The organism is Kaistella treverensis (genome assembly GCF_900114045.1).
Classification (GTDB): Bacteria; Bacteroidota; Bacteroidia; order Flavobacteriales; family Weeksellaceae; genus Kaistella; species Kaistella treverensis.
In genome coordinates this window covers 794,685-818,307 of sequence record NZ_FORQ01000001.1, presented here as the reverse complement: position 1 = coordinate 818,307, position 23,623 = coordinate 794,685, and the positions used below count along the sequence as shown (strand labels likewise).

Annotated in this window: 19 protein-coding genes; 12 read left to right on the top strand and 7 right to left on the bottom strand. The window is 39.4% G+C overall.

What is annotated here, in order from left to right; all coding sequences use genetic code 11:
• Positions 1-6 precede the first annotated feature (6 nt).
• Together odhB and apaG are read left to right on the top strand one after the other, a co-directional pair.
• Positions 7-1,260 carry a 2-oxoglutarate dehydrogenase complex dihydrolipoyllysine-residue succinyltransferase gene (gene odhB / locus BMZ55_RS03910; RefSeq protein ID WP_089818808.1) on the top strand — a complete coding sequence of 418 codons (1,254 nt, stop codon included), beginning with the start codon at positions 7-9 and terminating at the stop codon, positions 1,258-1,260.
• 82 nt (positions 1,261-1,342) lie between these two features.
• Complete coding sequence (gene apaG, locus BMZ55_RS03905) at positions 1,343-1,729, top strand: Co2+/Mg2+ efflux protein ApaG (RefSeq protein ID WP_089818806.1); 387 nt, start codon at positions 1,343-1,345, stop codon at positions 1,727-1,729.
• 24 nt (positions 1,730-1,753) lie between these two features.
• Here apaG and BMZ55_RS03900 read toward each other — a convergent pair whose 3' ends face one another.
• From BMZ55_RS03900 to BMZ55_RS03885, 4 genes are all read right to left on the bottom strand, one after another.
• A complete protein-coding gene (locus tag BMZ55_RS03900; RefSeq protein ID WP_089818804.1) occupies positions 1,754-2,311 on the bottom strand; it encodes a 3'-5' exonuclease in 558 nt (185 codons plus the stop codon).
• A gap of 50 nt (positions 2,312-2,361) precedes the next feature.
• Positions 2,362-3,648: a hemolysin family protein gene (locus BMZ55_RS03895; protein WP_089818803.1), complete on the bottom strand. Its 1,287-nt coding sequence runs from the start codon at positions 3,646-3,648 to the stop codon at positions 2,362-2,364.
• Between the two features lie 190 nt (positions 3,649-3,838).
• Positions 3,839-4,807, bottom strand: coding sequence for a glycosyltransferase family 2 protein (locus BMZ55_RS03890; RefSeq protein WP_089818801.1), 969 nt, complete (start codon positions 4,805-4,807; stop codon positions 3,839-3,841).
• Positions 4,808-4,830: 23 nt separating this feature from the next.
• A complete protein-coding gene (locus tag BMZ55_RS03885; RefSeq protein ID WP_089818799.1) occupies positions 4,831-5,712 on the bottom strand; it encodes a lysophospholipid acyltransferase family protein in 882 nt (293 codons plus the stop codon).
• A gap of 85 nt (positions 5,713-5,797) precedes the next feature.
• Here BMZ55_RS03885 and BMZ55_RS03880 point away from each other — a divergent pair, with 85 nt between their 5' ends.
• Positions 5,798-6,412: a thioredoxin family protein gene (locus tag BMZ55_RS03880; RefSeq protein ID WP_089818796.1), complete on the top strand. Its 615-nt coding sequence runs from the start codon at positions 5,798-5,800 to the stop codon at positions 6,410-6,412.
• Positions 6,413-6,447: 35 nt separating this feature from the next.
• Here BMZ55_RS03880 and BMZ55_RS03875 read toward each other — a convergent pair whose 3' ends face one another.
• Positions 6,448-7,809: an aldehyde dehydrogenase gene (locus BMZ55_RS03875; protein ID WP_089818794.1), complete on the bottom strand. Its 1,362-nt coding sequence runs from the start codon at positions 7,807-7,809 to the stop codon at positions 6,448-6,450.
• A gap of 56 nt (positions 7,810-7,865) precedes the next feature.
• On the opposite strand from BMZ55_RS03875, the gene BMZ55_RS03870 reads away from it, so the two are divergent.
• The 7 genes from BMZ55_RS03870 to purF all read left to right on the top strand — a co-directional run bounded on the left by BMZ55_RS03870 (position 7,866) and on the right by purF (position 17,692).
• Positions 7,866-8,672, top strand: coding sequence for an SDR family oxidoreductase (locus tag BMZ55_RS03870; RefSeq protein WP_089818792.1), 807 nt, complete (start codon positions 7,866-7,868; stop codon positions 8,670-8,672).
• 56 nt (positions 8,673-8,728) lie between these two features.
• Positions 8,729-10,156, top strand: coding sequence for an adenylosuccinate lyase (gene purB / locus BMZ55_RS03865; RefSeq protein WP_089818790.1), 1,428 nt, complete (start codon positions 8,729-8,731; stop codon positions 10,154-10,156).
• 107 nt (positions 10,157-10,263) lie between these two features.
• Positions 10,264-13,953, top strand: a complete 3,690-nt coding sequence (locus BMZ55_RS03860; RefSeq protein ID WP_089818789.1) for a phosphoribosylformylglycinamidine synthase — start codon at positions 10,264-10,266, stop codon at positions 13,951-13,953.
• 144 nt (positions 13,954-14,097) lie between these two features.
• The gene (locus BMZ55_RS03855; protein ID WP_089818787.1) at positions 14,098-14,703 is read left to right on the top strand and encodes a SatD family protein; all 606 of its coding nucleotides are present in this window, start codon (positions 14,098-14,100) and stop codon (positions 14,701-14,703) included.
• The gene (locus BMZ55_RS03850; protein WP_089818785.1) at positions 14,704-15,405 is read left to right on the top strand and encodes a DUF3307 domain-containing protein; all 702 of its coding nucleotides are present in this window, start codon (positions 14,704-14,706) and stop codon (positions 15,403-15,405) included.
• 28 nt (positions 15,406-15,433) lie between these two features.
• Positions 15,434-16,153, top strand: a complete 720-nt coding sequence (gene purC, locus BMZ55_RS03845; RefSeq protein WP_089818783.1) for a phosphoribosylaminoimidazolesuccinocarboxamide synthase — start codon at positions 15,434-15,436, stop codon at positions 16,151-16,153.
• Positions 16,154-16,201: 48 nt separating this feature from the next.
• Positions 16,202-17,692: an amidophosphoribosyltransferase gene (gene purF / locus BMZ55_RS03840; protein WP_089818781.1), complete on the top strand. Its 1,491-nt coding sequence runs from the start codon at positions 16,202-16,204 to the stop codon at positions 17,690-17,692.
• 61 nt (positions 17,693-17,753) lie between these two features.
• Here the strand turns inward: purF and BMZ55_RS03835 are convergent, their stop codons facing one another.
• Together BMZ55_RS03835 and aroB are read right to left on the bottom strand one after the other, a co-directional pair.
• The gene (locus BMZ55_RS03835) at positions 17,754-18,377 is read right to left on the bottom strand and encodes a porin family protein (protein WP_089818779.1); all 624 of its coding nucleotides are present in this window, start codon (positions 18,375-18,377) and stop codon (positions 17,754-17,756) included.
• Between the two features lie 296 nt (positions 18,378-18,673).
• Positions 18,674-19,714, bottom strand: a complete 1,041-nt coding sequence (gene aroB / locus BMZ55_RS03830; protein WP_089818778.1) for a 3-dehydroquinate synthase — start codon at positions 19,712-19,714, stop codon at positions 18,674-18,676.
• Between the two features lie 89 nt (positions 19,715-19,803).
• Between aroB and BMZ55_RS03825 the strand changes: the two genes are divergently transcribed.
• Both BMZ55_RS03825 and priA read left to right on the top strand, forming a co-directional pair.
• Positions 19,804-20,973 carry a proline dehydrogenase family protein gene (locus BMZ55_RS03825; RefSeq protein ID WP_089818775.1) on the top strand — a complete coding sequence of 390 codons (1,170 nt, stop codon included), beginning with the start codon at positions 19,804-19,806 and terminating at the stop codon, positions 20,971-20,973.
• A 134-nt stretch (positions 20,974-21,107) separates the two neighbouring features.
• Positions 21,108-23,555 carry a replication restart helicase PriA gene (gene priA, locus BMZ55_RS03820; RefSeq protein WP_089818773.1) on the top strand — a complete coding sequence of 816 codons (2,448 nt, stop codon included), beginning with the start codon at positions 21,108-21,110 and terminating at the stop codon, positions 23,553-23,555.
• Positions 23,556-23,623: the final 68 nt, after the last annotated feature.

The following is a 23,623-nucleotide window of genomic DNA, read 5'->3' as shown; positions in this document are numbered from 1 at the left end:
TATCCGATGTCAATATTAGAAATGAAAGTTCCATCTCCGGGAGAATCAATCACAGAAGTTGAAATCGCGACGTGGTTAGTTAAAGACGGCGATTATGTAGAAAAAGACCAACCCATCGCAGAAGTAGATTCTGATAAAGCTACGCTGGAACTTCCGGCCGAAGAAAGCGGTATTATCACCCTTAAAGCCGAAGAAGGTGAAGTGGTAGCAGTTGGTCAGGTTGTTTGTCTGATTGACCGTGATGGTGCTAAACCTGCGGATTCGGCGCCAGAAAAAACCGAAGCTAAAGCTGAAGAACCTGCGAAAGAAGCACCGAAAGCAGAAGCTCCAAAAACGGAAGCTCCAAAGGCTGAAGAAAAACCGGCAGCTACTTATGCAACAGGAACTCCAAGCCCGGCGGCAAAAAAAATATTGGACGAAAAAGGCGTAAAAGCTGATCAGGTAAACGGTTCCGGAAAAGATGGAAGAATCACCAAGCAAGATGCGGAAACTGCATCAGTTCCGGCAATGGGTTCTGCAGATTCTACTTCAGGTTCCAGAGCAAGCAGCACAACCAAACTTTCAGTTTTAAGAAGAAAAGTGGCGGCACGTTTGGTTTCAGTAAAAAATGAAACTGCAATGCTGACAACTTTCAACGAGGTTGATATGACGGAAATTTTCCGCCTTAGAAAGCAATATAAAGAAGAATTTGCACAAAAGCACGGCATCGGTTTAGGCTTTATGTCATTCTTTACAAAAGCGGTTACACGCGCTTTGCAAATGTATCCTGATGTAAATGCATCTATCGATGGAGATTTCAAAATTAATTACGATTTCTGTGATATCTCAATCGCGGTTTCCGGACCAAAAGGTTTAATGGTGCCGGTGTTGAGAAATGCCGAAACCATGTCTTTCCGTGGAGTTGAAAATAATATTAAAAACCTTGCGGAAAAAGTTCGCGACGGTAAAATTACTATTGATGAAATGACCGGCGGTACATTTACAATCACCAACGGTGGAGTATTTGGTTCCATGTTATCAACCCCAATTATCAACCCGCCACAATCTGCGATCTTAGGAATGCACAACATCATTCAAAGACCGGTTGCTGTAGACGGACAGGTTGTTATCCGCCCGATGATGTACGTGGCAATGTCTTATGACCACAGAATTATCGACGGCCGCGAGTCTGTTGGCTTTCTGGTTGCAGTGAAAGAAGCAATCGACAATCCGGTACAATTCTTAATGGATGGAGACGAGAAAAGAGGTCTCGAACTTTAAGATTTTAAAATATTTTTTCTAAATATATAAATCCCGTCTATAAAGGCGGGATTTTTGTATAATCTGAATCTAAATTTTTGCCATGTTTTCTACTATATCTTTTGACATAAAGGTTTCTGTTTTTCCTCAATATGATATAAAGAACAGCTTTCCTTCTGAAAACCGCTTTGTTTTCCGGTATAACATTACAATCGAAAACCTCGGCAAAGAGCCAATACAGCTGCTTCGCCGAAAATGGTTAATTTACGATCTGGGTTTTGGATTTACGGAAGTGGCAGGCGAGGGCGTCATCGGTTTAACTCCCGAAATTCTGCCTGGCGAAGATTTCACCTACTTTTCCAATGTCATGCTGCGCTCCGGCGTAGGAAATATGAGCGGAATTTACTACTGTAAAAATCTCGCAAATAATGAAGAGTTGGAAATCGTGGTTCCAAAATTCAGTCTTGTAGCTGATGTTCTGACCAATTAAAAATAAAAATTAGCCGTTATTTCGCTATAAAATCTTCAAATTCTTTTTCATCACATCGTGAACTTCATCGTTTCTCGTCAACATTAATTGGTTGAAAGCCAACAAAGAAATTTTAGCACAAACTTCTGCGTCATCGCCCGCGCGGTGATGGTTGAACGAAAGGTTATGCTGTTCCGCTAAACTTTTTAGCCCATATTTTGGCAGATTTTTCCAGGATTTTTTAGCTAAAGAAATACTGCATAAGTAGGTAAGTTTAGGTTTAAAGAAGCCATAATGGTCCAGACAGCTTCGCAAAACTCCAGCGTCAAAACCGGCGTTATGAGCGATCATTAAGTTTCCGTACATGAGATCCTGTGCTTCGTGCCAAATGTCCTCGAAAGTCGGTGCGTCTTTTACTTCTTCCGGACGAATGCCGTGAACATCGATATTTCTTGGGTGAAAATAAGGGAAACTCGGCGGTTTGATAAGCCAGGTTTTGGTGGAAACTATTTCGCCGTCTTCTACAACGCAAATGCCCATTTCGCAGGCAGAATTACGCTCGTGAGTGGCGGTTTCAAAATCGATGGCGCAAAAATTAAGCATGTAGATAAGCGTATTTTTCTATTAATTTCATTCGGAATTTTTCTTTGAAATTATTTTGTTGATGAAGTTTTAGAAATCAGGATTTTATCCACGCGTTGCTTGTCCTTACTGATGATTTCCAGCTCCAGATCGTCAACTTCAATTTTATCACCAACTTCGGGCGAGCCGCCGCGTTCATTCAGAAAGAAGCCTACGAGAGTGGTGTAATTATCTTTATTATCGAACTGATAATCGAGGTCAAAATATTTCAGGAATTCAACCAGCGGAAATTGCGCATCAGCAATCCAGGAATTTTCATTTTTCTTTACAATTCGGTAATCGAAGTTTTCGGATGTCGCCGTATTTCCAACCAAAGCGTCCAGAACATCATGCATTGTGGCGATTCCCAAAGTATTTCCGTATTCGTCGATAACAATTCCGTGGTGATTTTTTTCTTTTTTAAATATTTCCAGCACTCTGTAAGCGTAAGAATTTTCATTAAGGAAAATCGGCTGCCGCAGCAATTTTTTAAGCTGGAAATTTTGCGCATCCGCAACCGGAAAAATATCTTTCATCGTCACAATACCGATAATGTCATCCAAATTATTTCCGCTTGTAACCGGATAAAAATTGTGTTTTTCTTTCGTTATTTTTGCTAAAATTGATTCCAGATTTTCTTCGATGCTGAAAAAAGTAATCGCAGTTCTGTGCGTCATCAGTGTGTTGATTTTCCGGTCGCCAAGCTCAAAAACGCGTTCAACAATATTGTGCTCAATTTTGTCGATCTGACCTTCCATCGCGCTTTCGCGAACGATAGATTTTATTTCTTCCTCGGTTACAATGCTGTCCGATTTGCTGTCGATTCCGAAAAGTTTCAAAAATATGTTATTGGAAGTAGTCAATAACCAAACAAACGGCGACGTTATTTTGGACAGAATATCCATGGGTTTTGCAAGCGTCGTGATGATTTTTTCAGGAAAAGTCATCGCAATTCTTTTCGGCAGCAGTTCACCTAATAAAATCGATAAATAGGTGATGAAAATTACGATTCCAACGGTTGCTAAAGGTTTTGAATATGGTGCTAAAAAAGAAAACTGATCAAGGAATCCTTTAAAATCATTGGTTAGCGTATCGCCGGAATACACGCCAAGCAAAATCCCGATTAAGGTAATTCCAATTTGAACGGTCGATAAAAATTTGGTTGGATTTTCGCCTAGCTGAAGCGCTTTTTTCGCACCGGCGCTGCCTTTTCGTTCCGCGCTTTCGAGCTTGAATTTCCGCGAAGAAACCAACGACATTTCCGACATCGCGAAGATACCGTTCAGCAGAATAAGTAAAATAATGATGAGTAATTCCATTCAAATTTTTAATTATCACAAAGATAATTTTTTTGATTTTATTAAATTTTGGTTGGATAATTAGCTTTTAATTTTTGAAAAATGGAATCTCTAACATTTTTCCGTGCTAAATGACCAATTTTTTCAAAAAGAAAATCTTGTTGGAAACAAAACAGAAAAATTCCGTGCTGTTTGGGCGAATTTTTCCGATTTAGCTTTTAAGGAAATTTTTAAAAACCAACCATTTAGCCTGATAAAATTCCGAAATCTGGTTTTTTTGGCGTCTTTTCAATGTTCCGGGAACTTGCGCATAAAATGAAAAATGTGCCCGAATAACCGCCAGAAAATGCGGAAAACCATTTTTTAAACCGAAATAAATTCCCGCAAAACCATCCAAAACAAATCGGAAAAATAAAATCCAGAACGCTTTGGGAAACGGTAGGTTTTTCAGCAACATCGATAAATTATTACGGACATTCAGAAAAGTTTTTTGTGCGCTCTGCTTATTTAATGTTCCGCCTCCCACGTGATAAACCGTGGATTTACCGGTGTAATACACTTTTTTTTCTGAATTTTTCAAGCGCCAGCACAAATCAATTTCTTCCTGATGTGCGAAAAACCTTTCATCAAAACCCTTTTGAGCCCAAAAATCAGCGGAACGGATAAAAAAACAGCAGCCCGACGCCCAGAAAATTTCGGTTTCATCGTCGTACTGACCTTCGTCTTTTTCGATGTTTTCAAAAACGCGCCCGCGGCAATACGGAAACCCGAGATTGTCGATCAAGCCGCCGCCGGCACCCGCAAATTCGAAATAATCGCGCCGGTTAAAATCTAAAATTTTCGGCTGTATAGCGGCAATTTTTTCATTTTTTGCAAAAAGCTCGAGAACCGGCTGCAGCCAGTTTTCGGTAACTTCAACATCCGAATTCAGCAAGCAGTAAAATTCGTGCTTAATCTGTTTTAAACCGTTATTATAGCCGCCGGCAAAACCATGGTTTTCGGTATTTAAAATAACTGAAACCTCCGGAAATTCAGCTTTTAAAAATTCGACAGAATCGTCGGTAGAATTATTGTCGATGACGTACAAATCGGCGCCGGCAGAATGCTGAATGACGTTGGACAGAAATTGTTCTAACCAGGATTTTCCGTTCCAGTTTAAGATGACGATTGCTAAATTCAATTTTTTAAAATTTTCGGGGCAATTCAGGCATTTTTTCCCATTTCTTTTATAGCGTGCTGATATTTCCAGCGCCGGTGCGACCACAGATAATTATCCGGTCTTTTTTCGATGGTATTTTCAAGCAGATTGTAGAATTTTTTCACCACTTCGTGTTCCACGAATTTTTCGCCGTCGGGATAAATGCGGTAATAGTTAATCTGATAAAATCCTCTTTTCACTTTTTTCATTTCACAGAAAACAAACGCAAGATCCATCCGAGTGGAAAGTTTATCGTAACCGACGAAAGCGGGTGTTTTTTGGTTTAGAAAATTCAAACCGTACGTCACTTCCGAATGATGCGGAGTTTGATCGGCAACAAACATATAAATGGAATTACCGTCATTTGGATTTCGAAAAATATGTCTAATGACCTCTTTTGCTTCCAATGCGGTGTTTCCAAACCGATTTCGCAAATTTTTCATTTGCTCTTCCCAAAAACCACTATTCACTTTTCTGTACACCGGAAAACTGTTTTTTTGCGGAACGATCAGCGCCAGCGTATTGTACCATTCCCAGTTAAAAATATGTCCGGAAAGCAGAATTACATTTTTATTTTCGGCCATCGCCTCTTTAAAAATATCCTGATTGAGGTGCTGAACCCGGACGCGCAGTTCCGTAGCAGAAATGGTAAAAGTCTTGAATGTTTCTACAATATAATCGCAGAAATTGATATAAAATTGTTTCTGAATTTTTTTGAGCTCTTCGGCAGATTTTTTCGGGAACGAGTTTTGCAGATTGGTTAAAACCACTTTTTTTCTGTACCCGATGATGTGAAAACTGAGCAGAAACAATACATCGGAAACGACGTAAAGTACGCGCAGTGGCAAGCGGGAAAAAAGTAAAATAATCTGGAAAATAAACTTCATAGTGGAGTGCAAATTTAATGATAATAAAGTTTATCCTTTAACCAAAATTTGGTATTTTGCAGAGATTAATAATTATCAATTTACGATGAAAAAACAAACTTTAAGAAGTCTTCTGCTTTCCGGACTTTTGATTTCCGGAATTGCATGTTCTCAAAAAAGTGAAAAAACAGCAGTAACAGAAACTTCTAAAGACACCGTTACGCAAACTTCCGCCGATTCTGCGACAGCTCCTGTAGATAGTGTAGCGTTGAAAGAAGCGAAAAAGAAAGCGGCAGCAGCAGAAATTGCAAAACTTCCGAAACCATATAATGATAAAGAAAATGCCGAGGCGAAAATTGCAGAGCTTGTAAAACAGGCAAAAGCTGAAAATAAAAATGTAATGATACAGGCCGGCGGAAACTGGTGTATCTGGTGTTTACGTTTTAACAATTATGTGCAAACCACGCCGGAACTGAAGCAGGTTGTTGACAAAAACTATATTTATTACCACCTGAATTATTCGCCGGAAAACAAAAACGAAAAAGTTTTTGCTAAATATGACAATCCGGGAGCAAAATATGGTTATCCGGTTTTCATTGTTCTGGACCAGAACGGGAAAATGATTCATACGCAGGACAGCGCGGTTTTGGAAGAAGGAAAAGGCTACAGCCTGGAAAAGGTGAAAGCGTTTTTTGAAAAATGGGCGCCAAAAGCTTCCTAAATATTAAAAATCCCGCCAATTATGACGGTTTTTTTTTATAACAATTTTTTAATCCATTCCAGTTTTTTCGCTGTGTACGGCGGATATTTCAGGTCTGGTTCTCCCCATGTTGCACGCGACAAAACTGCTTTTTTATGTGAAAAGGCGTCGAAACCATATTTGCCGTGATAATTTCCCATTCCGGAATTTCCTACGCCGCCAAACGGCAAATGGTCGTTGCTTAAATGCATCACCACATCATTAATACAGCCGCCTCCAAAAGAAATTTTGGAGACAAACTGCTCTTTTTCCTCGGAATTATCGGTAAACAGATAGGCTGAAAGTGGTTTTTCATAAGCAGCAATCTGGCTTAAGGCATCATTGAAATTTTTGAAAGTCAGCACGGGAAGAATGGGTCCGAAAATTTCTTCCTGCATCACGGCATCGTCCCAGGTTACATTATCTAAAATTGTCGGCTCGATATATCTTTTTTCGGGGATGGAACTTCCGCCGAGGTAAACTTTATTTCTGTCAATTAAATTAATTAAGCGTTCGAAATTTCTGTCGTTGATGATTTGAGTGTAATGTTCAGAATCGGGTTGGTAATTAAACTTTTGGATATAAGATTTTAAGGAATCCAAAAAGCTGTCTTTCACTTTTCCATCAACGAGAATATAATCAGGCGCAACACAGGTTTGTCCGGCATTCAGGAACTTGCCCCAGACAATTCTTTTTGCTGCAACTTCGAAATCTGCCGAACCTGTTACAATTGCCGGACTTTTTCCACCTAATTCTAGCGTTACCGGTGTTAAATGCTTCGCCGCAGCTTCGTAAACGATCTGACCAACACGCGGACTGCCGGTAAAAAATATTTTATCGAATTTCAGTTTCAAAATTTCAGTAGTTTCCGCTACACCGCCTTCAGCAACGAAGAGAAATTCCTTCGGAAAATTTTCATTGATAATTTTTGCCATCGCTTTCATGGTATTTTCCGCAATTTCGCTTGGCTTCACAATGCAGGTATTTCCGGCGGCAATAGCTGCAACAAGCGGCGATAATGAAAGCTGATACGGATAATTCCAAGCGCCGATCACCAGACAGTTTCCGAGCGGTTCTGAATAAATTTTGCTTGAACCGAACTGATTCGCAAGATTGGTTTTCGCGCCGGTGGGCCGCATCAACGATTTTAAATTTCCAAGGAAATAATCAATGTCTTTTAAAACGAACGAAATTTCGGTAGTTAAAGTATCAAATTTCGACTTTCCGAAATCAGCGTAAATCGCTTCGTAAAGCAAATCATCATTTTTTACGAGCAAATCGCGCAGTTTTTCCAGATTTCTCTTCCGGAATTTATATGCTTTGGTTTGCTGGGAATTGAAAAATTCTTTCTGTTCCGCTAAAATATCTTGAAAATTCATTACTTTTAATTTCTGTTTATAACAAATTTACCTCAAAAAAATTACATCACCGGCAAATGGATTTCACCAACAAAATCGTACTCATAACCGGCGCTTGCTCCGGAATCGGAAAAATTATGGCGAGAAAATCGCTTGAACGAGGCTGTAAAAAATTGGTAATTTGGGACATCAGCGAAGAAGGTTTAAGCAAAACCAAAGAGGAATTTGCTAAAATCGGTGGTGAAATTTTCACGTACCAAATAGATCTTTCAAATTTGGACAGCATTAAAATCCAGGCGCAGCGCGTTCGAAACGACGTTGGCGCCGTTGATGTTCTCATCAATAACGCGGGAATTGTGGTAGGAAAATATTTTCATGAACATACGCACGATCAGGTTCAGAAAAGCATGTCGGTTAACACCAATGCTTTAATGCATACCACTTTGGAATTTTTACCCGGAATGATGGGTAATAATTCTGGTGCAATCTGCAATATTGCGTCATCCGCCGGTTTAATTTCAAACCCGAGAATGTCGGTTTACGCGGCATCAAAATGGGCAGTAATTGGCTGGGGCGATAGTTTGCGTCTGGAGATGAATCAGTTAAACAAAAATATTTCGGTAACCACCATCATGCCGTTTTTCATTAATACCGGAATGTTCGATGGTGTAAAATCAAAACTTTTACCGATTTTAGAACCTGAAAAAACCTCCGAAAAAATAATTTCCGCAATCGAAACAGAAACCAAAATGCTGGCGATGCCGCTTCCGTATTGGTTTATCCGTTTTTCGCAGGGCATTTTACCAATTCCGACTTTTGACTGGGTAATGGAAAACGTTTTCGGAATTTACGACACGATGAAGGAATTTACCGGGCGCAAATAAGTTTTAAGGCTCGGATTTTTTCCTTAAATTTGTGCCAGTAAAAGTAAAAAGAAAGAATGAATTCCTACAAAAATCCTCTCGAGGAACGCTATTCAAGCGAGGAAATGCTTTATAATTTCTCTCCCAACAACAAATTTCGGAACTGGCGAAAACTTTGGATTGCTCTGGCTGAAATCGAAAAAGATTTAGGCCTCGACATTTCCGACGAGCAAATCATTCAACTTAAAGAAAACGCAGAAGAAATAAATTACGAAAAAGCCGCAGAATACGAGAAAAAATTTCGTCATGATGTGATGGCACACGTTCACACGTACGGCGACGCGGCACCTTTGGCAAAAGGAATTATTCACCTCGGCGCGACTTCCGCTTTTGTTGGCGATAATACGGATTTGATCCAGATTCGCGACGGACTTTTGTTACTTCGGAAACAAATGGTCAACGTGATGAAAAATCTTTCGGATTTCGCGCTTCAGTACAAAGATTTACCAACTTTAGGTTTTACACATTACCAGCCGGCGCAACTTACGACCGTGGGAAAACGTGCAACCTTGTGGTTGCAATCTTTGCTTTTGGACTTTGAAGAACTTGAATTTTTCCTTGAAACTTTAAGATTTCGAGGTGTGAAAGGAACTACCGGAACAGCGGCGAGTTTTCTGGAGCTTTTCGACGGAGATTATTCCAAAGTAAAACATCTGGATAAGGAACTTTCAAAGCGTTTTGGTTTTGACAAAGTTTTCGGTGTTTCAGGCCAAACTTACGACCGAAAAATTGATGCGAAAGTGGTAGCGTTGCTGTCGAATATAGCACAGTCCGCCCATAAATTTACCAATGATTTACGGCTTTTACAGAATTTAAAAGAAATTGAAGAGCCTTTCGAGAAAAACCAAATCGGTTCTTCGGCGATGGCTTATAAAAGAAATCCAATGCGATCTGAACGGATTGGTGCTTTGGCAAAATTCGTGATGTCTTTATCTACAAGTTCGGCTATGGTTGCTTCTACACAATGGTTTGAAAGAACTTTGGACGACTCAGCCAACAAGAGATTAACCATTCCACAAGCATTTCTCGCGGTGGACGCGATTCTGATGATTTGGAACAATATTATAAACGGAATTGTGGTGTATGAAAACCGCATCAAGAAGCATATTATGGAAGAACTTCCGTTTATGGCGACGGAATATATCATTATGGAAGAAGTGAAAGCCGGCGGCGACCGTCAGGAAATTCACGAAACCATCCGTGTGCATTCGATGGAAGCTTCGAAAAAAGTGAAGGAGGAAGGCAAAGAAAATGATTTGCTGGAAAGAATTTTAAATGATGACACGCTGAAGTTGGACAAAACGAAATTGATGGAAGTGCTGGACCCGAAAAGGTTCATCGGTTTTGCGCCAATTCAGACGGAAGAATTCATTGAAAATGAAGTTACTCCGATTCTGGAGAAGTACGGCGACCTTATCGGGCTAAAGGCCGACCTTAAAGTTTAAAAAATACGCAGTCTTTTGGCTGCTTTTTTTTTATAATTTTATTGGAAATTTGCCCAAAAAGCGCCCAAAAAATTAGTAAAGACAAATTCCTGTTATAAAAAGTAAAAATGAAAAAAAGAATCTTCGTAGAAAAAAAAGGAATTTTCGATGTTGAAAGTCCTTTGATTTTTAATGAAATTAAAAATATTGTCTCGACGGTTGAAAATGTAAAAGTTTATAATATTTACGATGTTTTCGGCGTGAACGATGATGAATTTTCTAAAGTGGTCACCAACACTTTTGTTGACCCGGTGACCGATATTCTGCACGAAGAAAATCCTGCAAAAAATACCTTTTTTGCCACGGAATTTTTGCCCGGACAGTATGACCAACGCGCAGATTCGGCGCAGCAATGCATCGCATTATTGACTGGAAATGAGAACGGTAAAGTACGAAGCGGCAAACTCATCGAACTTTTTGGTGTTTTTGATTCAGAGGTTGAAAAAATCAAAGATCATTTGATTAATAAAGTTGAATCCCAGCTTAAAGATTTATCGAAACTGGAAATTCCAAAGGAAGAAACGCCGGATCCGGTTTTGGTTCACGAAGGATTCATCAATTTTTCTGCCGCGGAATTGGCAAATTTTTACCAAAATCATGGTTTTGCTTTAGGTATTGATGATTTAGAATTTATCCAGAATTATTTCAAATCAGAAAGCAGAAATCCGACTGAAACGGAACTAAAAGTTCTCGATACGTATTGGAGCGACCATTGCCGACATACCACTTTTGAAACTGAACTTACTGATATTCAGTTTAATGGTGAATTTAAATCGACTTTAGAAAATATTTTTAATGATTATTTAAAAAAGAGAAAATTTTTAGGTCGGGAAGCAAAACCGATTTCATTAATGGATTTGGCGACCGTTTGCGCGCGCTATTTCCGTAAGACAGGAAAACTGGAAAATCTGGTCGTTTCTGAGGAGATAAATGCGTGCACCATTGAAATCGAGGCTAAATTCGACGGTAAAAAAGAACCGTGGTATTTGCTTTTTAAAAACGAAACACATAATCATCCGACTGAAATTGAGCCTTTTGGTGGTGCTTCCACGTGTTTGGGCGGCGCCATCCGCGATCCGTTGTCCGGCCGTGCCTTCGTTTATCAAGCGATGCGTCTTTCCGGCGCAGCTGATGTTTTGGAACCGATTTCTGAAACTTTACCCGGAAAACTTCCGCAAAGAACAATCACGAAACAGGCCGCAAACGGCTATTCTTCCTACGGAAACCAGATTGGTTTAGCCACAACTTTGGTTAATGAAATTTACCACTACGGCTATAAAGCAAAAAGAATGGAAGTTGGTTTTGTCGTGGGTGCGGTGAAAAAAGACTGGGTGAAAAGAGAAGAACCAAAATGCGGTGATCTCGTAATTTTGCTTGGTGGTGCAACCGGAAGAGACGGCGTGGGCGGCGCGAGCGGAAGTTCTAAAGTTCAGGACGAAACGTCGATTCACACCTTGTCAACCGAAGTTCAGAAAGGAAATGCGGTTGAAGAAAGAAAAATTCAAAGACTTTTTCGAAATCCGGAAGTAACCGGATTAATTAAAAAATCGAATGATTTTGGTGCAGGCGGTGTGTCCGTGGCAATTGGTGAAATTGCTGATTCACTGGAAATTAACCTTGATATTCTGCCTTTAAAATATGAAGGTTTAAACGGAACTGAACTCGCTATTTCGGAATCTCAGGAGCGAATGGCGGTCGTCATTGAAGCTGCCGACAAAGAAAAGTTCATCAGTTTTTGTGAAAAAGAAAATATTAAAGCAGTTGAAGTTGCAAAAGTAACCGATTCTGGCAGGATGCAGATGTTTTGGCAAAACCAAAAAATTGTTGATTTAAGCAGGAAATTTTTAGATACCAACGGCTGCGCGAAAAGACAACATGCTGAAGTTTCGCATTTGAAACCGGTTGAAAATAAAAATTTGGCCTTTAATGAGGCAAATTTCTTTAAAATACTTTCAGGCAAAAATGTGGCTTCGCAAAAAGGTTTGGCGGAAATGTTCGATGCTTCTGTGGGCGGAACAACCGTTGCGATGCCGTTTGGCGGAATGCATCAGCTGACCGAAATGGAAGGAAGCGTGCAAACTTTGCCGGTTTTAAATGCGAAAAACGTAGAAACCGTGTCGCTGGCAAGCTGGGGTTTTGATGCTGATATTTCCGCACAAAATTCTTTGGTGGGCGCTGCAAATGCCGTGGTAGAAAGTGTTGCTAAAATTGTGGCCATGGGCGGCGATTATAAAAATATTAGATTAAGCTTTCAGGAATATTTCGAGAAACTCGGAAATAACCCGGAAAAGTGGGGTAAACCGTTGGCATCGTTGCTTGGAGCTTATGATGCGCAGATGAATTTTGAACTGGCTGCAATCGGTGGAAAAGATTCGATGAGTGGAAGTTTTCAGGATATTCATGTGCCGCCAACTTTGATTTCGTTTGCGTGTGCAAATGGTGACAAGAAAAATATCATCTCGCCGGAGTTCAAAAAAGCGGGTAACAAACTGTATTTATTTCAGCATATGCCGCAGGAAAATGGTATGCCGAATTATGGGGATTTAAAACAGATTTTCGATTTTATTTTTGAAAATATTAAGTCGAAAAAAATCGTTTCGGTAAAGACGGTTAAGGAAGGTGGAGTTGCGGTGGCTTTAGCAAAAATGAGTTTTGGAAACCATCTTGGAGCTGAAATGAATGTTGCTGAGGAATTACTTTTAACCAAAAATATTGGCAGTCTAATCATAGAAAGTTCTGAAAATTTACAAAGTGATTTACTTAAAGTTATTGGTGAAGTTTCAAATAATGAAAATTTGATAATCAATAGTTTAAGTTTTAATATCAATAAATTACTTGAGGTTTGGACCGGAACTTTTGAAGAACTTTTTCCGACTACAGAAAAAGGAAAACTTGTAGTTGAAATTGAAGAGAAACTAAATTCTGTTCAGTCGAGAACGATTCATATTTTAAAACACAATTTAGCTGCACCGAAAGTTTTTGCACCTATTTTTCCGGGAACAAATTGTGAATACGAAACTCAAAATGCTTTCAGAAAAGAAGGTGCGGAGGTTTCATCTTTGCCCCTAATTAATCTTAATCACCAGCTTTTAAATGAAAGTTTGGAGGCGTGGATTTCGGAAATTAATCAAGCACAGATTTTGGTTTTGTCGGGCGGTTTTTCTGCGGGTGATGAACCGGACGGCTCAGCGAAATTCATCGTAAATGTTTTGAAAAACGAGAAGATGAAAAATGCCGTACACCAATTATTGGAACGCGACGGAATGATTCTCGGGATTTGTAACGGTTTTCAGGCTTTGGTGAAATCCGGTTTGCTGCCGTATGGTGAAATCAGGGATTTAAATGCCGATTCACCAACTTTAGCACACAACGCAATCGGTCGCCATATTTCGCAAATGGTGGATGTGAGAGTAACTAATGATGATTCACCGTGGTTGAAGGGCATGAAAGATCAGGTTTTTACCATTCCGATTTCGCATGGTGAAGGACGCTTTATGGCTTCGGAAGCGGTGATTAGAGAATTGTATGAAAATGGCCAGATTGCTACACAATATATCGATCATGCGGAAAATATTGCGCATGGTATGCCGTTTAATCCAAATAATTCGCTTTTCGGAATTGAAGGAATTACCTCTAAATCGGGCAAAATTTTTGGTAGAATGGGGCATCCGGAGCGTTTTTCTGAAGGATTGATGAAAAATATTCCGAGTGCCAATTACCACAACATTTTTAAAAATGGGGTGGAATATTTTAAATAGTTTTAATTTTGTTATTAGTTATTTTGCTTATAATTACAATTTATTAGTAATTTAGCTTATATTTTAAAAGCTCATCCAGTTAAAAATTATTAGGTAAAAACCTTATATTTTCAGTTTATTAGGAGAATTGCTTATATTTGTCTTATGATTGCAATTATTACCGGTGACATCATTAATTCCCAAATGTCCGATTCGGAACTTTGGCTGCCCAAACTGAAAGATTTGATGGCAAGCTGGTCCGAAAGCCCCGAAAATTGGGAAATTTACCGCGGCGATGAATTTCAGCTGAAATGCAGCGTGGACGAAGTTTTCCGCAAAGCACTATTGCTAAAATCACTCATCAGAACTTTTGAAAATCTGGATGTCCGCCTTGCAATCGGTATTGGAAATGAGGTTTTTCTTTCTGAAAAAATTACAGAATCCAACGGTTCTGCGTATGTAAATTCCGGAAGGTTGCTCACGGAAATAAAATCGCAGGGAAAAACACTCGCAATACAAACCGAAAACGACAAAGTTAACCGCGATCTGAATATTTTGTTCAAATGGGCGGCAATCGATTTTGACAACTGGACAGCCGCAACCGCAGAAATCATCCATCAACTTTTAGTGAATCCCGCGCTTACACAGGACGAACTCGCCAAAGCGCTGAATATCACGCAATCATCAGTCAGCCAGCGGCTTAAAAGGGCGAACTTCGATTTGCTACAGGAAACCGACCAATTCTTTCGAAAGAAAATCGCCGAACTATAAATGATTTTTATTCCCCTCATATTGGCACATTTAATAGGAGATTTTATTCTTCAGCCCAATTCTTGGGTAGCCGATAAAGAACGGAAAAAAGGGCAAAGCATTTATCTTTACCTCCACGTAATTATACACGCCTTTCTCACTTATATTTTGCTCTGGGATAGGGATTTATGGTGGATTGCTTTAATTATCGGTGTTTCGCATTTGCTTATCGATTGGGCAAAACTTCAGTTTCAAAATTCAAAAACCAAAAGAAACTGGTTTTTTATCGATCAGGCCGCGCATATTTTGGTAATTGCGATATTATCCATTACTTATTTTCCGTTTTTTAGATGGGAAGACTTTATAAATTCCCGAAATTTGGGCTTAATAACGGCGATAATTTTTCTCACCGTACCAGCTTCAATATTTATAAAAACCATCATTTCCATTTGGACGCCGGTACCGGTGGAGCACAGCAAATTACAGACGGAATCGCTGGTGAACGCCGGAAAATACATCGGAATTTTAGAAAGACTGCTCGTTTTTGTTTTTATTCTTGTGGATCATTGGGAAGGCGTCGGTTTTATGATCGCGGCGAAATCAGTCTTCAGATTCAGCGATTTGGCAGAAGCAAAACAGAGAAAACTCACCGAATATGTGCTGATTGGAACCTTGTTAAGTTTCGGAATAGCAATTTTAACGGGTATATGGGTTAAAATTTAAAAAAAATAAAATCTAATAAAAAGTAAAAATGACAAAAGGAGCAATGCTTTATGAAGGAAAGGCAAAGCAGGTTTTTGAAACAGATAATCCCAACGAGGTAATTGTTCGTTTTAAAGATGATGCCACCGCTTTCAATGCACAGAAAAAAGGAAATGTGGACCTTAAAGGTGAAATGAACAATGCCATAACGACATTGATTTTCGAATACCTCAACAAAAAAGGAATTCCTACGCATTTCATCCGGAAAATTGATGAAAGAGAACAGCTGGTGAAAAAAGTGCACATCATTCCTTTGGAAATGGTGGTGCGTAATTATTCTGCCGGAAGCATGGCGCAGCGTCTTGGCGTTGCTGAAGGCATCAAATCGCCGGTTACCATTTTTGATATCTGCTATAAAAAAGATGAGCTCGGTGATCCGCTGATTAATGATCACCACGCGGTTTTTCTAGGTGCTGCCACTTATGAAGAACTTGATGAAATGTATGAATTGACCTCTGATATCAATGATATTCTGATTGAACTTTTTGATGGAATGAATATTATTTTGGTCGATTTCAAGATTGAATTAGGGAAAGATTCCTCCGGCAAAATAATTTTAGCCGACGAAATTTCTCCCGATACTTGCAGACTTTGGGACAAGGACACCATGAAAAAACTGGATAAAGACCGTTTCAGACGCGATCTGGGTGAAGTTACCGAAGCCTATGTGGAAATTTACGAACGATTAAAAAAAGTTCTTAACAAATAAAAATACCTTACTCCCTCTCCAGTGGAGAGGGTTGGGGTGAGGACAAAAATGAAAGATATACACCAGCACAGAGAAGATTATTTAAACCATTTTAAAGACCATGTCTACGAGCGGAATATCTTAAAAAAAGAAGATCCGTTCGATGCTCCGCAGGAGGAATGCGGAATTTTCGGGCTTTATTCCGATAATGATGTCGATACTTTTTCGCTTTCGCAGTTTGGGCTTTTCGCGCTGCAACACCGCGGTCAGGAAGCGTGCGGAATTTCTGTGATGAATCACGGCAAAATTTTCAATATTAAAGACGAAGGTTTGGTGCTCGATGTCTACAAAGACATCCGCCACCCGGAAACTTTTATGGGAAATTCTGCCATCGGGCACACCAGATATACGACCGCCGGCGACAAAAAGAAATATAATTTTCAGCCATTTTTCGCCAAAAACGAATATGATCAGATTATTCTTTCTATTGCGCACAACGGTAATCTCACCAATGCTTACGAGCTGAAAAAAGAACTGGAAGCTGAAGGTGTTGTTTTCAAGGCGACTTCCGATTCCGAAGTTATTTTAAGATTAATCCAGAAAAACCTGGATTTAGGTTTACGTGCAGCAATTAAAACCACAATGGAAAAAATTGAAGGCGCTTATTCCGTTGTCGGTATGACACGGAATAAGTTTTTTGCTTTCCGTGATTTTCACGGGATTCGCCCGCTGGTTTTAGGTGCAATTGATGAGAAAACTTATGTTGTAGCTTCTGAATCTGTAGCTTTAGACGCCGTCGGAGCGCAGTACGTGAGAGATATTTTACCGGGAGAAATTGTGTATACCAACGAAAACGAAACCGGTTTGCACAGCTTTTTGGTGAAGGAAAACTGCGAAAAAAGAATCTGCGCTTTTGAATATATTTATTTTGCGCGACCCGATTCGGTAATGGAAGGTATTAATGTTCACGAAATCCGGGAAAGATCCGGAGCTAAAATTTGGGAACAGGCACCGGTTGAGGCAGATATTGTCATCGGCGTACCGGATTCCGGTGTTCCTGCGGCAATCGGTTTTTCAATCGCATCGGGAATTCCATTCCGTCCGGTATTGATTAAAAACCGGTACATCGGCAGAAGCTTTATCGTTCCCACGCAGGAAATGCGCGAGCGGATTGTTAACCTGAAATTAAATCCAATTATTTCTGAAATTAAAGGCAAACGCGTCGTCATAATTGATGATTCAATCGTTCGTGGCACGACTTCCAAACGTTTGGTTAAAATTCTGAAAGAAGCAGGGGTAAAAGAGATTCATTTCCGAAGCGTTTCACCACCGATTATAGCCCCATGTTATTTGGGAATTGATACACCTTCGAAAGACGATTTGATTTCAGCCAATATGAGTGTAGAAGAATTGCGACAGTATTTAGGCGTTGATACGCTGGAATTTTTGAGCATGGAGAATCTAAAAATAATTTTGGGTAGCTCTAACCATTGTTTTGGTTGCTTTACCGAAGTTTATCCGGTTCCGGCAGGCCCGGTTCCTGATTATACAGACGAATAAAATGCAGAAAGGTTGGAAATTATTTCCAACCTTTTCTTTGATATATATGGAGTGTTTTTTCTTAGAACTTGTAAGCCAAACCTACTTGGAATACGTTGTTTTTCACAGCGTCACCACTTGCTCTGTCTTTCATAATGTCTGTTAAACCTGCAACATATCTCGCAGTTAAACCTACTTGCGGAGTGAAATAATACCCGGCACCTAAACCAATACCTGCGTTAAATGAGTTGAAATTATCTTTGTCTAACTCGCTTTTCACACTGTTTTGAGTTGTACCATTTTCAGTATTTTTTCTCTTATCTCTCGCGCTAACTAATAATCCGAATTCCGGACCAGCTTCTAGATAGAATGATGGAGTTGCGTTATACTGGAACATTACTGGTAATGCAACATAATCTAAATGTCTTGCGTACTCTGTTCTGTAAGTTGTGTTATTCACATCAAATTCATTTACAGTAACTTTAGATCCCAAGTTGTTATAAATTAACTCCGGCTGAATGCTGAAATTTTCTGCAATTGGCGCATTCATAAAAATACCTGCGTTATAGCCTATTTTTGATCCCTGGTCACTTAAGTCAGCATCTTTTGATAAAGATGAAACGTTCATACCCGCTTTAATACCAAATTGTTGTGCAAATGTTAATGAACTAACTACTACTGCTGCACTTAAAAATAACTTTTTCATAATCTTAAATTTTCGAATTAATTTTTTGATTTTGATAATAAAGATTTTAGTTTTAAATTTTAAAAAGTTTAAAATTTTTCTGCTTAAAAATCTTCATCACCATTTCATTTTTTTAAATTGTTTTACGCCAGAGTATTGACAAACGCTGTGCCAAAAATTGCAAATTTCCTTCAAAATTAAACGTATGTTTAAAATAACAATTATGTAAGTATTTGATATTCAAATACTTATAGATGTAATTTTAACATTTCCGGGACTGGTAATTGATGTTATCTAAATGAAAAATTTGCTGCTTTTTAGCCCAAATTTTTATAAAAATTCAAAGCTTGGAGAATATTTTCCGGCAAAACCGACACGTCAAAAGTGGATTTCCCGATCGAAGTTACTAATGAAAATTTAATGCTTCCAGCAGCATTTTTTTTGTCATTCTTCATTAAATCCACAATTTCGTTGTCAGTAAACTGCGCAATTGAAATTATTGGGAAAAACTTCAGAATTCCAGCTATAATTTCTTCGGTTTCTTCTGCAGATAAAAGGTTTTGAAGAAAAGAAAGCTGCGTTTCGCAGATCATTCCAAGCGCTACCGCTTCGCCGTGAAGAATTGGCGTGCTGTTTTTCAGGAAAAGACTTTCCAGCGCGTGGCCGATGGTATGACCGAAGTTTAAGGTTTTGCGGATATTCTCTTCGCGAAAATCTTGCTGAACTACATTTTCCTTAATCTTCATCGATGTTTCAATAAAAGGGAAAATATTTTCTGGCTGCAATTCGGGCAAATTTTTCAGATCCTGCCAATGCTTTTTATCTGCTATCAAACCATGTTTTAGCATTTCCGCAAAACCGCTGCACAATTGCGCAAAAGGTAAAGTTTTCAGAAAATCAGGATAGACAAAAATTTCTTCCCGCTCTGCAAAAGTTCCGATGATATTTTTTAAAAACTGATGATCGATACCGGTTTTACCGCCGATCGAAGCATCGCACATTCCCAAAAGCGTCGTTGGGATATTGATAAATTTGATTCCTCTTTTGTACGTTGAAGCCACAAAACCGCCCATATCGGTAATTACGCCGCCGCCGAGATTAATCATTAGCGCTTTGCGGTCGGTTTTAAATTCCGTCAGGATTTCCCACAGCTGGGCGGCGGTTTCCAGCGTTTTCATTTCTTCGCCGGCTTCGATTTCAATGATTTCGAACGGAATTTCGGTCTCAAGGTTTCCCAACAGAATCGGCAGGCAAAATTCGTGTGTATTTTCGTCCACCAAAATCAAAAGCTGCGTTGGATTTAATTTCTGAATAAAAGTGTTTAGCTGAGTGAAATTTTCGTCTAAAATAGAAATCATTTTTACCTGAATTTTATCACAAAATTAAACTTTAATTTAGTTTAGCAATTCACCGAGTATTGTTAAATTTGTTTCAATTAAAAATCAATATGAGCATTTTCGATAATACCCAAATTGCCTTTGCCGACAGAACCGACGCCCAGCTGAAAAAAGCCTACTGGATGTTCAAAGCTATTGAACAGCCTGCTGTAACCAACATGGGAATCTCTGTGCTGAATTTTACCGTAAAAAACAATGTTCCTTTTGTAAACACCATTGTGCGAAATACGCTCTTCGAGCAGTTTTGCGGTGGTGAAACTCGCGAGGAAAGCATGAAGGTGGTAAAACAAATGTTCAAGCATCACGTCGGCAGTATTTTCGATTATGCAATTGAAGGAAAAGCGGAAGAAGCGGTTTTTGATCACACTTGTGAAGAAATCAAGGAAAATATCAAATTTGCCGAAGGAAATCCAGCTATTCCGTTTGTGGTTTTTAAGCCTACAGGTTTTGGCCGTATTGAAATTTATGAAGAAGTTGGTAAAAATGTAGAACTCACCACTTCTCAGAAAGAGGAGTGGGCGAGAGTTGTCCGAAGATACACTGAGGTTTGCCAGATGGCTTACGACCGAAATGTTGTTTTGATGATCGATGCTGAAGAAACCTGGATGCAGGATTCTACCGACCAGCTCGTGACCGATATGATGGAAAAATTCAACAAAGAAAAAGCCATCGTCTGGAACACGCTGCAAATGTACCGTACCGGCAGACTGGAATATCTTGAAGAAGATTTGCGTAAAGCAAAAGAGAAAAATTACTTTTTAGGTTACAAGTTCGTGCGCGGTGCTTATATGGAAAAAGAGCGTGAGCGCGCGGCAGAAATGAATTATCCGGATCCAATTCAGCCAACAAAACAGGCGACAGACGATAATTACAATGCTTCCATCGATTTTGTTTTAAATAATTTAGACGTTGTATCCGGCTTTTTTGGCACACACAACGAAAAATCTACCGAATTGGTGATGGACAAGATGAAAGCTGCCGGTTTGCCAAATGATCATAGACAGATTAATTTCGGCCAGCTTTACGGCATGAGCGACAATATTACCTATTACCTTGGCTCAGAAAAATACAATGTTTCGAAATATTTGCCATACGGGCCGGTGAAAGATGTGGTGCCCTATTTAACACGTCGTGCGCAGGAAAATACCTCCGTTGCCGGACAAACCGGACGCGAACTCGCACTCATCGCAAAAGAACTGAAAAGACGAAAAAATAAATAAATTTACTTTTCCAAAATGAAAAAAAAGCGGGTTTTAGCCCGTTTTTTTTGCTTTTAATTAATGAATTTTTGCCGTAAATAATTCTTAAATTTGTAATTCACTGAAGTTGAAGTTTCAAAATTCTTTACTGTCACTTGAAATTTGCCCAGATCATTTTACCGCTTAATCTGAAAGGAACTTTTACCTATAAAGTTCCCGATGAGCTTGTGGAGGTGGTACAGCCGGGAATGCGCGTGCTGGTTCCGTTCGGTGGCAAAAAAATCTACACGGGCATTATTCAGAAAATTCATGCGGACAGACCGGAAAATTTCGAACCGAAAGAGCTCATCAATATTCTGGATGAATCGGCGATTTTACCGCCTGAACAGCTGAAATTTTGGTCCTGGCTTTCGGAATATTATTTGTGCAATATCGGCGAAATTTACCGTTTTGCTTTTCCGGCTTCATTAAAACTTGAAAGCGAAACCTATTTAAAATTAAAGCCGAATACGGCCATAGATTTTCAGAATCTGGATGTAAACGAAATGTATCTCATTCAGGCGCTGGAAGTGCGTCAGCTCATTAACCTCACCGAGATTGAAGCTTTTATCCCAAAGCGAGATATCGTAAAAACCATCAAATCGCTCATTGATATTCAATATATTGAGATCGATGAAAAAATTGCGGAAAAGTACAAAGCAAAAGAAGTTTCATTTGTAAAAATCAATAGCGAAAAAGTGGCGATGAACGATTTGCCGCAAATTTTGCTAAAACTGAAAAAATCGCCCAAACAGCAGGAACTTTTTCTGACCATTCTGGAATTGGAAACCGAAAATTCTGAAAAACTCATCAGGAAATCACAGCTTTTTGAAGACGGAAATTACGCGCATGCGCAGCTGAAAGGTTTAATTGAAAAAGAGCTGGTCATCGAATATGTTTTGCAAAAGGACCGTTTGCAGGGTTTTGAAGGTGAAGTTGAAGATTTGGAAACGCTTTCTGAAACGCAGCTCAAAGCAAAAGCCGATATCGACGAAGCTTTTGCGGAAGGTAAAAATGTCCTGCTTCACGGCGTGACCTCTTCGGGAAAAACGCACATTTATGCCGAAAAAATTGAAGAAACCGTTGCAGCTGGTAAAAATGCGCTTTTACTGCTGCCCGAAATTTCGCTTACCAAGCAAATCGTACAGCGGCTTGAAAAAAAATACGGGCAAAAATTGGGCTTTTATCACCAAAAACTCACCGATTTCGAACGTGTAGAAGTCTGGCAAAAAATTAAAAACAACGAGATTTCGGTTTTAATCGGAACACGAAGCGCACTTTTTCTTCCCTTTCAGAATTTAGGCTTAATCGTTGTCGATGAAGAACACGATTCCGCTTACAAACCGAAAGAAGTTTCACCGTATTTTAATGCTAAAGATTCTGCGCAGATTTTAGCCGATTTTTATAATGCGAAAGTCATTTTAGGTTCCGCGACACCGTCAGTGGAAACGTATTATGCTGCTCAGAAAGGAATTTTAAAATATGTTCATTTAAAAGAGCGTTTTGGCGCGGTGAAAGTCCCGACTTTTGAGCTGATTAATTTTAAAGAAGCACAAGACTCCAAAAATACAGTCGGAAATTTCTCTTTTAAACTCATTGAAGAAATCCGTTCGCAGGTAGAGAATGAAAAGCAAACCATGATTCTCCATAACCGCCGCGGCTACGCGAATGTGGTGGAATGTGAATCTTGCGGTTACGTAAATTATTGCTCAAACTGCGATGTGGTGATGACTTACCATAAGTTTTCGAATGAGATGAAATGTCATTATTGCGGCCAGAAAGCGGCTAAACCGCGCACCTGCCCGAAATGTAATTCGGAAAAGCTGAATGTGCGTGGCGTAGGTGTGGAACAAATTCATGAAGAAATTTCGAATATTTTTCCCGAAGCTGAAATCGACCGGATGGATGTTGATTCCATGCGCCGAAAGTTTGCCTACGAAAAACTCTACGAAAAACTGGAAACCGGGGAAACAGATATTTTGGTAGGAACTCAAATGATTTCCAAAGGTCTCGATTTCGATAATATCGAACTTGTCGCGATTCCAAAAGCAGATTCTATGCTTTATGTCCAGGATTTCCGTGCTGAAGAACGCGCGTATCAACTTATCACGCAGGTTTCCGGCCGTGCCGGAAGATTGTCTGGCGAAGGAAAAGTGCTGATTCAGACTTTTAATCCCGAACATTCGGTTTTCAAGATGTTGCAGGAAAATGATTCAGCAAATCTGTATGAACATTTGCTTACGGAACGCCGAAAATTTAATTATCCGCCTTTCGTAAAGCTGATTATGATTGAGCTGAAGCACCGCCGCGAAGACAAAGTGGACCGTGCTTCGCAGTTTTTAGGTTCGGTTTTGCGGAAATATTTACCGGAAGAATGCATTCTTGGTCCGGAAAAAGCACCGATTGGAAAACTGAATTTAATGTATCAATACCAAATTCTTTTAAAATTGCCGCGCGGTAAGAAATATGAGGAATTTAAAAATTTAGTGTTAAAAAGTCTGGAGGAATTTGCTGAAATTAAGGCTTATCACTCTGTCAAAAAGCTGATATTTGTTGACTTTTAACAAATTTTAACAGAAAATCGGTTCTTTTACAATTCCTAATTCATTGTTAATCAACAATATTTTATATT

Coding starts and splice junctions, on each gene's coding strand:
- aroB (WP_089818778.1), bottom strand. CDS start 19,714: ATGATTTCTATTTTAGACGAAAATTTCACTCAGCTAAACACTTTTATT.
- BMZ55_RS03880 (WP_089818796.1), top strand. CDS start 5,798: ATGAAAAAACAAACTTTAAGAAGTCTTCTGCTTTCCGGACTTTTGATT.
- purC (WP_089818783.1), top strand. CDS start 15,434: ATGACAAAAGGAGCAATGCTTTATGAAGGAAAGGCAAAGCAGGTTTTT.
- BMZ55_RS03885 (WP_089818799.1), bottom strand. CDS start 5,712: ATGAAGTTTATTTTCCAGATTATTTTACTTTTTTCCCGCTTGCCACTG.
- BMZ55_RS03870 (WP_089818792.1), top strand. CDS start 7,866: ATGGATTTCACCAACAAAATCGTACTCATAACCGGCGCTTGCTCCGGA.
- purF (WP_089818781.1), top strand. CDS start 16,202: ATGAAAGATATACACCAGCACAGAGAAGATTATTTAAACCATTTTAAA.
- BMZ55_RS03825 (WP_089818775.1), top strand. CDS start 19,804: ATGAGCATTTTCGATAATACCCAAATTGCCTTTGCCGACAGAACCGAC.
- odhB (WP_089818808.1), top strand. CDS start 7: ATGTCAATATTAGAAATGAAAGTTCCATCTCCGGGAGAATCAATCACA.
- BMZ55_RS03900 (WP_089818804.1), bottom strand. CDS start 2,311: ATGCTTAATTTTTGCGCCATCGATTTTGAAACCGCCACTCACGAGCGT.
- BMZ55_RS03860 (WP_089818789.1), top strand. CDS start 10,264: ATGAAAAAAAGAATCTTCGTAGAAAAAAAAGGAATTTTCGATGTTGAA.
- BMZ55_RS03875 (WP_089818794.1), bottom strand. CDS start 7,809: ATGAATTTTCAAGATATTTTAGCGGAACAGAAAGAATTTTTCAATTCC.
- BMZ55_RS03895 (WP_089818803.1), bottom strand. CDS start 3,648: ATGGAATTACTCATCATTATTTTACTTATTCTGCTGAACGGTATCTTC.
- BMZ55_RS03850 (WP_089818785.1), top strand. CDS start 14,704: ATGATTTTTATTCCCCTCATATTGGCACATTTAATAGGAGATTTTATT.
- BMZ55_RS03855 (WP_089818787.1), top strand. CDS start 14,098: ATGATTGCAATTATTACCGGTGACATCATTAATTCCCAAATGTCCGAT.
- apaG (WP_089818806.1), top strand. CDS start 1,343: ATGTTTTCTACTATATCTTTTGACATAAAGGTTTCTGTTTTTCCTCAA.
- BMZ55_RS03835 (WP_089818779.1), bottom strand. CDS start 18,377: ATGAAAAAGTTATTTTTAAGTGCAGCAGTAGTAGTTAGTTCATTAACA.
- purB (WP_089818790.1), top strand. CDS start 8,729: ATGAATTCCTACAAAAATCCTCTCGAGGAACGCTATTCAAGCGAGGAA.